The sequence below is a fragment of the Formosa sp. Hel3_A1_48 genome, from assembly GCF_001735715.1.
Classification (GTDB): Bacteria; Bacteroidota; Bacteroidia; order Flavobacteriales; family Flavobacteriaceae; genus UBA3537.
The window spans coordinates 183,977-199,564 of sequence record NZ_CP017259.1; the positions used below are offsets into that span (position 1 = coordinate 183,977).

Genomic DNA, 15,588 nt, shown 5'->3' on the forward strand with positions numbered 1-15,588 from the left:
GGGTACACAAGTTTTTTTGTAACTTTGCCTTCCTCTTCGGAGGAATTACAATAAAAGGGGTCGACTGGTATTGACAGCAGGATCTAGAGAATTGTAAGCACGTCGTGTAATGATATTGAAACACGAAAAAGGCCATATCAACATTTAAACGGCGAGAATAACTACGCTTTAGCTGCTTAATCCGAATTATAGTAGGATAAGCCTCGGCACACAAGGTGTGCAAGCTTTATGTCTCCTGAAAGCCTTGATTCATGGCGTTCAATTTTGAGGCATCGTAAAAGTGGATCTAGAAACTCTAAGGCTTCGGTAGGGGTTCAAAATTAAAGAAGCTAAGGGGTAAGTGGATTGTTTTTGGTCAGCTTATCTTCGAAAACTAAATGAAAACTAAACGTGTAGAAAGCACTTTTGTAGCTTGTTTGGACCCGAGTTCGATTCTCGGCGACTCCACGACATTATTCCCTAAAATAAAATTTATTTTAGGGAATATTTTATACTAAAAAAACAAATCTTGAGCTAATTCAAAAGTATTAGAATGAGCATCAATAATGTCTTTTAAATGAATAGAATACCCGCCTCCCATACTCACTTGAACTGGAATATTAAGTCGCTTGCAAAAAGTTAAAACAAAGCGATCTCTTGCCTTACAGCCCTCTATTGACAACCCTAATCGACCAAGTTTATCAGTTTTTAAGATATCTACACCAGCCAGATAAAAGATAAAATCTGGTTCAAAAGCATCTACCAAACTTGGCAAGTTATTTTTTAGAGCATTGAGATAAACCTCATCTCCAGTATGATCCTCAAGGGGTAAATCAAAATCACTCTTTTGTTTTTTGAACGGATAGTTTTTTTGACCATGAAAAGAAATGGTATAAACAGAGTCTTGATGTTCAAAAATTGAGGCTGTTCCATCACCCTGATGTACATCCAAATCAACAATCATAACTCTTTTAGCTAAATTATTGTCTAGTAGGTAATTAGCAGCAATAGCCTGATCATTTAGCATACAAAATGCACCGGGTCGGTCTCGATAAGCATGATGGGTTCCACCTGCTATATTCATCGAAATACCATATTGTTGTGCATAATGTGTATTTTGAATGGTACCTTGGGCAATTATACGCTCGCGCTTTATCAAAGTATCAGAAAGCGGAAAACCGATTTGCCTAGCATCTAATTTGGGCAATGATAAATTGATCAAATTATTGTAGTAACCTTCATCGTGTGTGGATAGCAGCAATTGTTTTTCTATAGGAGTTGGGGAGAAAAAATTATCATAATTACAAATATTTTTTCTCAATAATTGCTCTGGTAACAACTCATATTTTTCCATAGGAAATCGATGCCCAACTTTCAGCTGATGTTTGTAGATTGGGTCAAAGGCAATTTTTAACATTTAACATTCATTTATAAAACGTGATAAAATTAGTTGAATTAAAAGTTATAGTATTGTAATTCAGGGACTTTAATTTTTTTTTATGAAAATATTAGTCATCATTGCTGGCATTTTGTTAGTTGGATATACAATAGTACATCTGTTTCCTCTTAAAAGCCAATATAAAATTAAAGGTTGGGCAAACGACAAAAAAAATGTACGTTATAAAAATCAATTAATAGCAACTCTAAAAGGTGAAGGTATTCCGTATTTAAACAAATTTGAGCTGTTTGCTTATAACATACCCTATGAAGTGTTTAATAGACGAAATTAAATTATTGTAGAGCTAAAATAAAATTTTTAATTTTTGAAACAACGAATAAAGCATTGCGCGGTCTGTAATACAGATTTCTCTACCATGTACAGGATACAATACAAAAACCCTAAGGAATGGGTGTTTGTGTGCGAGGACTGCTTACTTAAAGTTAAAGCTAATAACAGTGCTTATAAATATGGAGGTACCTGGAAGAAATGAGAATTAAATCCTACCCAAAATAGTTCGATTTTACGCCTCTTTGCTTCACTTTTTATCTCTAAGATTATTTTATTTTTTAATATTATTTTTAAACATTATTTTAAGAAAATTACAGTACGGTTTTATTAAATTTACATTTCTATGAAACTAAAACTGTCCACTGCTGGAATTACATTTACACAACATATCCCTAAGCACCAAACACCGTTTGAGCGTCTTTTTGAGGTTTTTAAGGAGTTAATTACCCATACCTCTGGCGACTTTGATGAAGCCATTAATTGGCTGCGTGAATTAGATATTGAATATGGCTTAACCACCACAGCATACACAATAGATGATTTTATCGAAGACCTCATAAAACGTGCTTATATACAACCAAAAGGCGATGGTATTGGCGATGAAAAAGGGATGTCCCTCACTGCCAAAACAGAAAAGCTGTTGCGCGAACACGCCTTAAAGCAAATTTTCGGTAAACTCAAAAAAGCAGGCAGCGGCAACCACAAAACAAAAAGCATCGGGCAAGGCGCAGACAATACTGGCGAATTTAAAGCCTATCAATTTGGTGACCCACTAGAGAAAATATCTATGACCGAAAGCCTGCGCAATGCACAAATACGATCTGCAGGAGATGAATTTATATTGCATCACGACGACCTAGTGGTGGAGGACAGTTATTTCAATACGCAAATGAGCACGGTTTTAATGATTGATATCAGCCATAGTATGATTTTGTATGGCGAAGATCGCATTACCCCGGCCAAAAAAGTAGCCATGGCACTGGCGGAGTTTATTACCACTAGATACCCAAAAGACACACTCGACATTTTGGTATTTGGAAACGATGCTTGGCCAATTGCACTCAAAGATATTCCATACTTACAAGTAGGACCTTATCATACCAATACTGTTGCCGGACTTACCTTGGCAATGGATTTGTTACGACGAAGAAAAAACAGTAATAAACAAATATTTATGATTACGGATGGAAAGCCAAGTTGTTTAAAAAACTCCGATGGCACCTATTATAAAAATAGCAATGGACTAGACGATTATATTGTAGATAAATGTTATAATATGGCACGACAGGCGAGAAAAATTCATATCCCCATCACTACTTTTATGATTGCACAAGATCCCTATTTAAAAGAGTTTATTCGGACTTTTACTGAAGCTAATAAAGGAAAGGCATTCTTCACAGGATTAAAAGGCTTAGGCGAAATGATTTTTGAAGACTATGAACAAAATAGAAAAAAACGATTGAGATAAATGAAAAAAAGTACCACACTAGGCGCACTAAAAAAAACGGATTACAAACCCCTTTCTATTCAACAAGAACTGGCACGAAACCTTAGAGCTCGTATGCAAAAAGGCAAGCCAACATTTGAAGGTCTTTTGGGCTACGAAAATACGGTTATTCCAGATGTAGAACGGGCATTGCTTTCGGGGCATAGTATCAACTTACTCGGCTTGAGAGGTCAGGCCAAAACAAGACTCGCGCGACAGCTTACCCAATTATTAAACGAGTGGGTGCCTGTGGTCGAAGGCTCTGAAATAAATGATGACCCACTAGCCCCTATCAGCAATTTTGCCAAAGCACTTATTGCAGAAAAAGGAGATCACACCCCCATCACTTGGCTACACCGAAACGATCGCTTCTTTGAGAAATTAGCTACGCCAGATGTTAGTGTAGCCGATTTGATTGGCGACGTTGATCCCATTAAAGCAGCTAACCTTAAGTTGTCTTATGCCAATGAAAAGGTGATTCATTTTGGCATGATTCCCAGGGCACATAGGTGTATATTTGTCTTAAATGAATTGCCTGATTTACAAGCACGAATACAAGTAGCACTTTTTTCCATTCTACAAGAAAAAGAAATTCAAATCCGTGGATTCAAACTCCGATTACCAATTGAAACCCAGTTTGTTTTTACAGCCAACCCTGAGGATTACACTAACCGAGGAAGTATTGTTACCCCACTGAAAGACCGTATTGGTTCTCAAATTTTGACACACTATCCACACAACCTGGAAACGGCTAAGGCCATAACCCGACAAGAGACTCATACCGACGAGGCAGTTCAGCAGGCTATACACGTCCCTGAATTGGCGCGTGATATTTTGGAACAAATAGGTTTTGAAGCTAGAAAAAGTGAATATGTTGATTCCAAAAGTGGCGTGAGTGCACGGATGAGCATTACTGCTTTTGAAAACCTAATGAGTGCTGCTGAACGCCGTATGCTCATGTCTGGCGAGCAAAGTACCTGCATTAGAATGTCTGACTTTCTAGGAACTATACCTGCTATAAATGGAAAAGTAGAATTGGTCTATGAAGGCGAACAAGAAGGGGCAGAACAAGTTTCTTTTCACTTAATTAGTCAAGCTATAAAAACCTTGTTTCCAGCTTATTTTCCAGAAATAAAAAAACTTAAAAAACAAGAGGAAGAAGGTCCTTATGACCAGCTGTTAGAATGGTTTTACGGCGATAATGAATTGTTTTTGGAAGACAACCTAAGTGATAATGTATACCACGATACCTTAATGAACGTTCCTAACTTAAAAAAACTAATAACAGCTTATAATGTAGATTGTCGCGATGAAGATCTATTGTTTATGATGGAATTTTTATTGTGGGGACTAGAGGCAAACAAAAAACTGAATAAATACAGAACCATGGAAGGCTTTCAATTTAAAGACGGCCTAGGGAATTTATTAGCAGGAATTTAAACTCTAATCTAATTCTACTCAAAATAGTTCGATTTTACGCCTCTTGGCTCCAAGGCATAACTCACTAAAATAAATTTTATTTTGGAAATTCCTGCTACTTAAAAATTTGCTGTTGCAAAGAGTTTACATGAATTAGCAAACAATGAAACTACTAAAGTTAGCGGCGGCGGCGCTTAGAATTAGATCTGTTAGCTCCGGCAGTAGAGCCTTGACGGTTATTACTGGGTCGGCCACCACTGCGTCTTTGGCGACCTCCACCTTGTTTAGGAGGCGCTGTTGAAGCATTAGGATCGGGTTCAAAATCTTCAACAATTTCTTTCTTGAAACGTTGCTTGGTAAGTTTTTCTATAGAAGCTAAGTACGAAGTTTCTTCGGCACAGACTAAAGATAAAGCCACGCCATTTGCTCCTGCTCGACCTGTACGACCTATGCGGTGTACGTAATCTTCAGGAATGTTTGGAAGCTCGTAATTAATCACATGTGGTAACAAAGGAATATCCAAACCACGTGCAGCAATATCCGTTGCAACTAAAACACGAATGTCACGATTCTTAAAACCGGCTAAAGCGCGTGTTCTTGCGCCTTGACTTTTATTTCCATGAATAGCCATTGCTGAAATTTGAGCAGTTTCAAGTTTTTTACAAAGTTTATTAGCGCCATGTTTGGTGCGCATGAACACCAATACTTGTTGCCACTGTCCGTCTTTGATAAGTTTTATAAGAAGCTTTGTTTTTTTCTCTTTTGCCACTCTGTAAATCTGTTGAGTAACCGCTTCAACAGTTGTGTTTTCCGGTGTTGCTTCTACAAGAATTGGCCGTTTTAAAAGGGTCTGTGCTAAACTTTTTATTTCTCTTGAAAAAGTAGCCGAAAACATTAAATTTTGGCGTCTAGAGGGAATCAATGATCGTATTTTGTCGATATCACGTTTAAACCCCATATCCAACATACGATCGGCTTCATCAAGTATAAAGATCTCGACTTGAGACAGTGATAAATGGCCTTGATTTTCCAAATCAATCAATCGCCCCGGAGTTGCTACTAAAACATCAACTCCATTTCGAAGTTGCTTGATTTGCGGGTTTTGATTTACACCACCAAAAATAACAGTAGAACGAAGGTCCAAAAATTTACTGTAGTGTTTAATGTTTGTAAATACCTGATCGGCCAATTCTCTAGTTGGCGTAAGCACCAATGCACGTACAGGACGCCGATGGCGGACTGGGTTTTTTGATAAAATTTGCAGCATTGGCAGGGTAAATCCTGCAGTTTTCCCTGTTCCTGTCTGAGCCGAAGCGAGTACATCAAGGCCTTCAAGAATTGGAGGTATAGCTTTTTGTTGAATTGGAGAGGGTGTTTCATAGCCCTGTAAACGAACTGCTTTAAGTAGGGCTTCAATAAGTCCCAAAGACTGGAATGTCATATATTAGGTTTTAAAAATGACAATATATAACGATACAGGTCATTGTGAACTTTGGAACAAAGGTACACCTTATTCTAAATCAATTCCAAATCTTCAACAAAATACTTAGACTTTACTCCCTTTGCCTCACTTTTTATTCCCAAAAGTTACCTTTTGTTAGAATACAAAAACTGGGTTTCAATAGGAACATCGTAAAGCCCTTCCAATTCTTTTATATTTTTTAAATAAAATTTAGTCTCAGGAGGTAAACTGACACTATTCCAAAATTCCTCGTCGTACGGGATTTTATACAATGTCATATCTTGTTTAATAGACTCGTCATTTAATTTCATTTTACCATTACCATCCTCAAGATCCAATACAAAAACTTCATGACGGTATGAAATAGGAATATATTTACGCTCCTTTTTTCCTTCATTAAGCATAGCTCTTTTTACGTGTTCAGGAGTGGCCACAGCCCCTTCCCATTGACGTTTGTGGTAACTTAAATAAAGTTTACCTTCATTATTTTTTTTGTAGATGTAAAGTGCGTTCAAACTTTTACCAATTTTCATTGAAATTGTATTCTTTTCAATCTTATATATTTTTGAAGAATCGAAGCCAATATATAGCGTTATACTGTTTCCGCTTTTTTGAGTGCCCTGCAATACCAAGACATCTTCTCCTTCATAAAATGTGTCTTCAATTTTTTTCCAATTGTATGATCCTAGTGATGGTCCATTGCGCAGGGGATTATTAAGCGCCATGAATTGTAGGGCATGACGGTCTTGTTCATTTTTTATAAATCTATAATCCGAAGAAGTACGACTTTGAAGCACTTCAAAAGCTTGAATATAAGAAGAAGGACCACGGTCTATAAGATCTATATATTGTTCGATGAAATAACGACATAGTTTATCCTCTACCGACCAGCGCCTATACAGTACGCCTAACTTATGTTTTCGGCTGATGGTATTTGTCTTCAATTTCTTGAAGGCCTTTTTTACTATTTCATTTGGCCTTTCAATAGAAACCTCACCCAATGCTGTAATCTTCTCTTTTAGCACAAAAGTTTTATCTTTCAAGGCAATAAAATTTTGTACAGTAATTTTAAAGGGCTCGTAACCAATTGATGAAATTTCTATGACGTCTGAAATTTCATTATTAGACACATAAAACTTAAATGTCCCTTCCTCAGTTGAACTTGTACCAATATTTTTTTTTATAATTCCTATAGAGGCATAAGGAATCGGATAATCAAATTCGTCGTAAACCACGCCTTCTATATTAATTTTGTTTTGAGCAATTAAAGAAGAGCATAATGAAGACAACACAATAAAGAACCCGATTAATTTTAAATGAAATGAAGACAAATTCATAATTTTAAAAACGTTTTAAAAATTCCCAAACTGGACCATAAAAATTAGGGGTATTAGGCTGATTCAAATTATGTCCTGCATTATTTACTCTATGAAAGCGAATCTCTTTTTCTGATTCACAATCTGTGTAAATTAAAATTTCATCCTCTCCTAACATTTCTACAATTGGTTCTGTCACACAATTAAATGCATTTACCCAACTCAAAGCACTTTCAGGAGCACTTAAGAAATTATGCCCTACTACAGACATACCGCCATTGTATGGAATGATATTATCGGCCGTACCACACATCTGGTAAACAGCAACCGGAGCGGTTGAGCTATTGGGTACCGTCTCAACAATCAATTGACTTGCAAGAGCTGCAATGGCGCTAAAATAAGAGGTTTCTATTGCTAATTTATTGATTAAAGCAGAGCCATTAGACACTCCTATTCCATAAACTTTTGAAGTGTCAAAAAATGAATACGTTTCAAGTTTAGCCATTATTTGATTGAAAAAATAAACCTCATCTGCAGTAGACGCTTCTGCACCTAAATTCCATGAGTTTAAATACCCCTGTGGATATACACCAATAAATTCTCCTGCATCTACAAATTGTGATAATTTATATAACCAGCTATTATTTTGCCCACCATTGCCATGAAAAGCAATAACCATAGGATAAGATTGTGATTGATCAAAATTTTCAGGAAAATGTAAAAGCACTTCGCGTTGTACTTCTACCCCATCTATAGTTTGAGAAATATAAAACACATCCTCAAGAATCGGATCAGGTGGCAATGAGGTATCTGTTGAGTCATTACTTGAACCTCCACAGTTCAATAGTAAAATAAATATTAAATTAAACAATCTTATTGAAATTAGTCTATGAATCATATTAACTTTATTTAACCTGTGAAATAACAAAGTATGCCAATTACTAGAAAAACTAAAACAACCGATAACACCACATCAATAGTATCATAGCTGTTCTTGTAAGCATCCTTTTGTTCATCTGTTAATGTTCCAAAGGACAATCCAGCAATCGTTTTATAATCAGGTGCAATACCAATTAGGCTTACCGAAACACACATTATAACTGAGAAAACAAACATAAAAATAGCCATATGTGCAAAGTTAATTGTTGCAAAACTATAAAGCAATGAGTCAACAAGCACATCAGATGAAATTTGTGGCTGGTAATAAATTTCTGAACCAAGCCTTAGAACTAGAAGAACAAAACCCGATAAAAGTGTTGTGATTGCCGCAGCTGAATTAACGCGTTTCCAAATAATACCCAATAAGAAAACAGCTGTAACAGGAGGCGCAATATACGATTGTACATTTTGCAAGTATTGATACATCACACCGCCACCAATTTTTTCCATAATTGGAATCCAAATAATCCCTAGTACAACAATAAACCCTGTTGCAATTTTTCCAACTTTAAGAAGATATTGTTCCGACTTATTAGGCTTTAATTTTTTATAAATATCAATAGTAAAGATGGTGGAGCACGAGTTAAATACAGAAGCCAAGGAACTCATCAAAGCAGCCATAAGACCACCAGCAACTAACCCTTTTAAACCTACTGGAAGCAAGGTTTTAACTAGCATTGGAAAAGCGCGGTCTGCTTTTTCGACAGAAAAAACTTCTGGGTTTTGAATAGATAAAGCAAATGCAATAATTCCAGGAACCAAAAAAATTAAGATTGGTAACAATTTAAGGTAAGCTCCAAAAATAGCTCCTCGCCTTCCAATTTTAATGTTATTAGCTGCCAAAGTTCTTTGTACGATATACTGATCGGTACACCAATACCAAATCCCCACGATAGTTCCACCAATTAAGAGTCCTGTCCAAGGGAAATCCGGATCGGAAATCGGACGCCACATATTAAAATGGTCTGGACTTACAGCGATTACAGTTTCACGCAATTGCCCCCAGCCCCCGACTTCTTGTAAGCCTAAATATGTAATAATTAATGATCCAAGAATAAGGACAATCGTTTGAAGTGTTTCGGTATATATAACCGCTTTCATTCCACCTACAACAGTGTAGACCCCAGTAAAAACAACAATACCAATAGCGCCATACCAAAAGGGAATACCTAACAGTTCGGAGACTACAATACCACCTGCATATATGGTCACAGAAACTTTTGTGAGCACATAAGCCACTAAAGAAAATAAAGATAAAAACCAACGTGAGCGACTATCAAATCGTTTTTCTAGAAACTCCGGCATGGTAAAAGCACCACTTCTAATATAAAACGGCAAAAACAACCATCCAAGTAATAAAACAATCCAAGCATGAAGCTCGTAATGCGCCATTGGTGTTCCAGACTCAAAACCAGTACCCGCGAGACCAACTACGTGTTCTGACCCAATATTAGAAGCAAATATTGAGGCGCCGATAACAAACCAGCCCACATTTCGTCCTGCCAAAAAATAGTCTTCTGTATTTTTATTTTTTTGTAAGACAACCCAAACAGCTACAGCAATTAATGCTAAAAAATAAATACTCAAAACAAACCAGTCCAGTTTCTCCAAAACAGATGAAGATGATAAGGCAAAATAGTACATAATACTAAAATTAATTAAATGTATTGATTAATGATATTTTCAAAAAGCTCTTGTTTGCCACTTTGTGGAGAAATCTCTCCATTTTCCAGAGCAATTTGATACAAGTCTTGTAGGTTTAGTGATCCGGATTCAAATGCAGCTCCTTTGCCATCATCAAAAGAAGCGTAACGCTCCTTTCTTAGTTTTTTATAAGTTGAAGATGTTATGATTTTATCAGCAGTAATCAATGCGCGAGCAAAAGTATCTGCACCCCCAATATGGGCCAAAAACACATCCTCCATATCCGTTGAGTTTCTTCTTATTTTTGCATCGAAATTAATACCTCCACCTTGCAAGCCTCCTGCTTCTAAAAACACCAACATTGCTTCAGTTGTTTCTTGAATATTATTTGGAAATTGATCGGTATCCCAACCATTTTGGTAATCACCTCTGTTGGCATCAATACTTCCTAGCATATTAGCTTTTGCAGCCACTGCCAGTTCGTGTTGCATGGTGTGTTGTGCAAGTGTGGCGTGGTTTACTTCAATATTTAATTTGAAATCTTTATCCAATCCGTATTCTTTTAAGAATCCAATAGCTGTTGCCGAATCAAAATCATACTGATGTTTCATAGGTTCCATAGGCTTTGGTTCAATAAAAAATGTACCTTTAAAGCCTTGCGCTCTGGCGTAATCCCTTGCCATGGTCAAAAATTGGCCCATGTGGTCCAATTCGCGACCCATATCAGTATTCAACAGTGACATATAGCCTTCACGCCCACCCCAAAAGACATAGTTTTCTCCATTGAGCGCCATGGTCGCGTCTAGTGCCAATTTGACCTGTGCCCCAGCACGTGCAACCACCTCAAAATTTGGGTTGGTAGAGGCACCGTTCATAAATCTTGGATTCGAAAAACAATTAGAGGTTCCCCAAAGAAGCTTTACTCCTGATTGCTCTTGTTTCTGTTTGATGTAGTCTACAATAGCAGAAAGACGATGTTCAGATTCTGATAAAGAATTGGCCTCGGCAACTAAATCATAATCATGAAAACAAAAATAATCAAAGCCCATTTTAGTAATAAACTCAAATGCAGCATCGGCTTTATCTTTAGCCGCTTGAACAGGGTCTGAAGACTGATCCCAAGGAAAATTTTGAGTTCCAGGACCGAACGGATCAGAACCTTGTCCGCAGAAAGTATGCCAATACGCGATAGCAAATTTAAAATGCTCACGCATGGTTTTACCAGCTACAACACGTGTAGGGTCATAATATTTAAATGCAAGTGGGTTATCCGAATCTTTGCCTTCATGTTGAATGGCATCAATCCCTTTGTAGTATTCTTTATTTCCAGTAAGTATCATTATTTAATTTTTAATTTGTTTTTCTAATTCTATTTTCCAGTTTTGGTAAGCATCAAGATATGGATTCTTATTTTCGATGGGTTTAAATGTCATCACATGGTCGTTTTTTGTGATGTTTTGACCGAAGCGATCAAAATCTTTATCGGTCAAACCCGCAGCTCTGGCAGCGCCAATAGCGCCTGTGGTATTGTAAATTTCAATTTCATAACCAATAAGAGTTGATAAGGTTTTGGCAAAAATCTCAGATCTGAAAAGATTGTCATTACCCGCCCGAATAACCTTAATGGCAGCATTGTCGTTTTTAAGGATTTCCATTCCATATACAAATGAAAAAGCTATGCCCTCTAGTGCAGCTCTGTAAAGATGGGCTTTAGAATGCTGATTTAAATTGATGTTACAAAATTGAGTGCCTATATTTTGATTATTTAGCATGCGCTCAGCACCATTTCCGAAAGGTAAAATGACCAAGCCATCAGATCCAATGGGAACTTTAGACGCTTTCCTATTCATCGTTTCATAGGATTCTGCAGAACTTTGATTGCGTAACCAGCGGTACATAATCCCAGCTCCGTTGATACATAACAATTTTCCAATTGTTGGCTTTTCAGATGAATAATTTACGTGAGCAAAATGATTGATTCGACTCGCTTCAATAGAATTTTTACTGTCAGTCACTGCATATATGACTCCTGACGTACCACCAGTGGCAGCAACTTCTCCTCTGTTGAATACGTTTAGTGAAAGAGCATTGTTTGGCTGATCACCTGCACGATAGGTAATCGGGATGCCTTCAGCTAATCCTGTTTCTACTGCTGCTTGTTTTGAAATGAAAGCTTGAGGTGTAAAATTCTCAACAATATCAGGAACCAATTCGGGGCTAAATTCAAAATAATCAAGTAACCAATTGGCAATGGAATCAGATTTATAATCCCAAAAAATACCTTCTGATAAGCCATTTTTGGTGGTTGAAATTTCATTTGTAAGTTTAAATGCAATAAAATCACCGGGTAACATGAACTTATGAATTTTTTTATACAACTCAGGTTCGTTGTCTTTAACCCATTTGAGCTTAGAGGCTGTAAAGTTTGCGGGGGAGTTTAAAAGATTGGAAACACAGCGTTCTTTAGTTAAATCTTCAAAAGCTTGTTTACCAATGTCTACAGCGCGACTGTCGCACCAAATAATTGAATTCCGCAGTGGTTCGCCGTCACCATCAACAAGCACCAAACCGTGCATTTGATAAGAAATTCCAACGGCTTGAATGGATGAAGGATCGATTTTTGATTCTTGTAAAATTCGTTTGGTCCCTTGACACACAAATTTCCACCAATCGTTAGGGTCTTGTTCCGCCCAATCGTTTTGCTCTGAAAGAATAGACATTTCGTGTTGGGGTTCGTGTAGACTCAATATATTTTCACCCGTAGTCGCTTCTACTAAAGCCACTTTAACGGATGAACTTCCCAAATCAAATCCTAGATAATATTTTGTTTGCATAAATTGGTGCTGTATGGAATTCAAAAATATTTTAAATATAGGTTGGTAAGTGATACATATGAAGCAAACACTAATAGAATTGAAGCCAAAATAAATTTATAAATCATTAACAAGAAATTATATAAAATTTAAAGTTTTAAAAGATTTTCCCAATATTTTAGAATGACTGGCATCCAACCATTGATCTAGCAGTGTCGCATAAACAGATCTAAAATCTACAGCATACTTCAAATCGCCATTATCATCTAGATTGACTAAATCGGGACTGGCGTTGTAAAAGCCGGGTTTTTTGAGATTTTTTCCGATAATAAAGAGGTTGCTTGCAGCACCGTGGTCTGTTCCTGCAGCAGCATTTTGTTGTACACGTCTTCCAAACTCTGAAAATGTAACAATCAAGGTGTCTTTAAATGAATCTGAAGCTTCTAGATCTGCTACAAACACATCGATAGCCTGAGCATAAGTCTTGAGGAGCCTGGCTTGTCTGTTGGATTGCCCAGCATGGGTATCAAAGCCCCCCATAGAAACATAATAAACCTTGGTAGCTAATCCAGAATTGATAAACTCTGCTGTAGTTTTTAATTGTTTTGCAAAGGCATTATTGGGATACGTCTTTACACTTTTTGAAGTTTTAGAAGTTTCATATATATACTGGGCAGAAGATTTAGCACTCACCATTGTTTTGTACAAATAGCCTAAATTATGTTCACTTAAATGTGCCGCTGTTTGCGTCTCTAAAACTTTACCAAAGAATGGAGTTTTGGTATTATTAAACATTTTTTTTGCGTCTCTTGTCGCTATACCGTTCATTGATTCACCCTTCATTATTAATGACAAAGAATCATCTACCTCAATACCACTGTAGGGCTTTTTACCATATTGGTCGATATATCTGCCCATCCATCCAGTATCCAAATACTCTGAAGAACTGCTCGCAGTTTGCCAAATATCTGTAGACCTAAAATGAGATCTGTTTGGATTGGGATAACCTACATTGTTTATGATTGATAAATAGCCTTCATCATAAAGAGATTTTAACGGGCCCAGATTTTCATTGAACCCCAACTCACCATTGAGATCAATCAATTTATTTTTAGGAATTGAAAGGCTAGGTCTGTATTTATAATACAAATCATTTCTGTGTGGAATGATGGTGTTTAAACCATCATTCCCACCTGATAGCTGTATGAGAACTAATTTTTTATAGCCCAGTGTTGCAGGGTCTAAGCTTTCAAAAGCTTTCATAAAATTCGGAACCAGCATCAAGCTGCTGGCAAGTGAACTTTTGGCTAAAAAATCTCTTCTTTTCATAAACTACACTTTAACACAATTGATATTCTGGAATAGACATCAATTGAATGCAATATTGATAGGCATTTTGATGTTGGTAAATATTTAGCATCTCATCGGTGTCTTGATCCAACTTTGGCAGGACCAAAATAGCTTTTAACTCCTCTTTGGAGATATTAGCATAATGCGTTTCAAAATAAGCACGTGCTTGATCTGAAACTTTGAACTGTTGACTCTTTTGGTTATAAAAATCACTAAAATCGTCTTCAAATTCTCCTTTAGGCATAAGGCTAATGTTGGCATTATTCAAAAGAACTGAGGGAAGTTTCAACCTGAACATCAATGAATTTGAATCAATCCAATAACGGTCCCCTTTCCACCCTGCAACATTGACAGGATATAAAAGAATTTGTCCCATCATTTTTTGAAGATAGCTGACTTGACGCTGTTTTTTAAAAACTGAGGGTACGATCTTTTGAATCCCTACCATCAATTCTACAGGGGATTTAATTTTAGCGCCGATGTTATTTTCATCGTAAAACCAATCAGACATAAAAATATGCCGCATTAGTTTCTCAATATTATAATCTTTATAAAATAAATCCGTGAGCTCATTTAAATGAGAGGCATCAATACTCGGATTAACAAAATAGGTGTATATTTTTTTACAAATAAACTCCGCACATTGGCGTTGCTTGAGAATGATATCTATAACCTCATCACCGCCTAAATTTCCAGAGACCCCTAAAAATGTCTTGGAGTTTTCATCATGTTTGTTGGTTCTTATAATAAAATCGCCATTGGCTTTAAAATTCCAACCAGTAAAAGCCCTAGCCGCTTCCTTGATGTCATGCTCTGAATAATTCCCCAGACCTAAAGTAAAGAGTTCTAATAACTCGCGTGCAAAGTTCTCGTTGGGTTTGAGCTTTACATTGCGGTTGTTGTTGAGGTATTTCAGCATAGATGGTGTTCTTGCAACTGCTTTGACAAAGGCCCCAAAATCACCCAAAGCGTGTTTGCGCAAAGTGTTATTAAATTGAATTATATGAAATATATGATTGTCTCTACAGACAAATACATTAGCCCAAAAAAGTGTCATTTTCTCTCGAAAAATACAATCGGAGCTAGCAATTTTTTTCAACCATTCAAAGTTCAATTCCCGTACCTTTCTTTGACTCTTTTGTCTCAACTTTGTAGCCGCTTCCGCACCGTGTATATTTTTATACTTTTTGTAGGGCGTCTTTAGAAATTGATCAAATTCAGATAAATCGAGTTGAATAGGTTCAATTTTTTTTGAAATATCAAAAATTGAATTGACATTATTTTGCTTGCTCAAAAATTTGGCCGACTTCAAGTAAGAAGGTGTAATGCCAAATCCGCTGCGCCAATGTAGATGTATAAGATGTCTGTCTTTCATTAGTTAATAATCAAAAAAAAGGATAAGTATACTCAAACATAAGCTTAAATTATAATAACTAAAAATGTTGATTAAA

The 15,588-nt window shown here is 36.6% G+C and carries 12 protein-coding genes and 1 other RNA gene; 4 read left to right on the plus strand and 9 right to left on the minus strand.

The window, feature by feature from the left end:
- Positions 1 to 56 precede the first annotated feature (56 nt).
- Positions 57 to 450, plus strand: a transfer-messenger RNA (tmRNA) gene (ssrA, locus tag FORMA_RS00885).
- A 43-nt stretch (positions 451 to 493) separates the two neighbouring features.
- Here the strand turns inward: ssrA and FORMA_RS00890 are convergent.
- Positions 494 to 1,396, minus strand: a complete 903-nt coding sequence (locus FORMA_RS00890; protein ID WP_069673893.1) for a histone deacetylase family protein — start codon at positions 1,394 to 1,396, stop codon at positions 494 to 496.
- 82 nt (positions 1,397 to 1,478) lie between these two features.
- Here FORMA_RS00890 and FORMA_RS09245 point away from each other — a divergent pair, with 82 nt between their 5' ends.
- The 3 genes from FORMA_RS09245 (at position 1,479) to FORMA_RS00905 (ending at position 4,634) form a co-directional block, all read left to right on the plus strand.
- On the plus strand, positions 1,479 to 1,709 hold the full coding sequence (locus tag FORMA_RS09245; RefSeq protein WP_069673894.1) for a hypothetical protein: 231 nt from the start codon (positions 1,479 to 1,481) through the stop codon (positions 1,707 to 1,709).
- 342 nt (positions 1,710 to 2,051) lie between these two features.
- On the plus strand, positions 2,052 to 3,176 hold the full coding sequence (locus FORMA_RS00900; RefSeq protein WP_069673895.1) for a vWA domain-containing protein: 1,125 nt from the start codon (positions 2,052 to 2,054) through the stop codon (positions 3,174 to 3,176).
- Entirely contained in the window at positions 3,177 to 4,634 is a 1,458-nt protein-coding gene (locus FORMA_RS00905; protein WP_069673896.1) for an AAA family ATPase, read from the plus strand. It begins immediately after the preceding gene.
- A gap of 157 nt (positions 4,635 to 4,791) precedes the next feature.
- Here the strand turns inward: FORMA_RS00905 and FORMA_RS00910 are convergent, their stop codons facing one another.
- The 8 genes from FORMA_RS00910 to FORMA_RS00945 all read right to left on the minus strand — a co-directional run bounded on the left by FORMA_RS00910 (position 4,792) and on the right by FORMA_RS00945 (position 15,512).
- Positions 4,792 to 6,054, minus strand: coding sequence for a DEAD/DEAH box helicase (locus tag FORMA_RS00910; protein ID WP_069673897.1), 1,263 nt, complete (start codon positions 6,052 to 6,054; stop codon positions 4,792 to 4,794).
- A gap of 146 nt (positions 6,055 to 6,200) precedes the next feature.
- Entirely contained in the window at positions 6,201 to 7,412 is a 1,212-nt protein-coding gene (locus FORMA_RS00915; protein ID WP_069673898.1) for a carboxypeptidase-like regulatory domain-containing protein, read from the minus strand.
- Between the two features lie 4 nt (positions 7,413 to 7,416).
- Positions 7,417 to 8,289, minus strand: a complete 873-nt coding sequence (locus FORMA_RS00920; RefSeq protein ID WP_069673899.1) for an alpha/beta hydrolase family esterase — start codon at positions 8,287 to 8,289, stop codon at positions 7,417 to 7,419.
- Positions 8,290 to 8,300: 11 nt separating this feature from the next.
- On the minus strand, positions 8,301 to 9,974 hold the full coding sequence (locus FORMA_RS00925) for a sodium:solute symporter (protein WP_069673900.1): 1,674 nt from the start codon (positions 9,972 to 9,974) through the stop codon (positions 8,301 to 8,303).
- A gap of 14 nt (positions 9,975 to 9,988) precedes the next feature.
- Entirely contained in the window at positions 9,989 to 11,314 is a 1,326-nt protein-coding gene (gene xylA, locus FORMA_RS00930) for a xylose isomerase (RefSeq protein WP_069673901.1), read from the minus strand.
- Positions 11,315 to 11,317: 3 nt separating this feature from the next.
- Complete coding sequence (locus FORMA_RS00935) at positions 11,318 to 12,808, minus strand: xylulokinase (protein ID WP_069673902.1); 1,491 nt, start codon at positions 12,806 to 12,808, stop codon at positions 11,318 to 11,320.
- A gap of 117 nt (positions 12,809 to 12,925) precedes the next feature.
- Positions 12,926 to 14,116 (minus strand): DUF1501 domain-containing protein, encoded by a 1,191-nt coding sequence (locus FORMA_RS00940; protein WP_069673903.1) that lies wholly within the window; start codon positions 14,114 to 14,116, stop codon positions 12,926 to 12,928.
- Between the two features lie 10 nt (positions 14,117 to 14,126).
- Positions 14,127 to 15,512 carry a DUF1800 domain-containing protein gene (locus FORMA_RS00945; RefSeq protein ID WP_069673904.1) on the minus strand — a complete coding sequence of 462 codons (1,386 nt, stop codon included), beginning with the start codon at positions 15,510 to 15,512 and terminating at the stop codon, positions 14,127 to 14,129.
- Positions 15,513 to 15,588 lie beyond the last annotated feature (76 nt).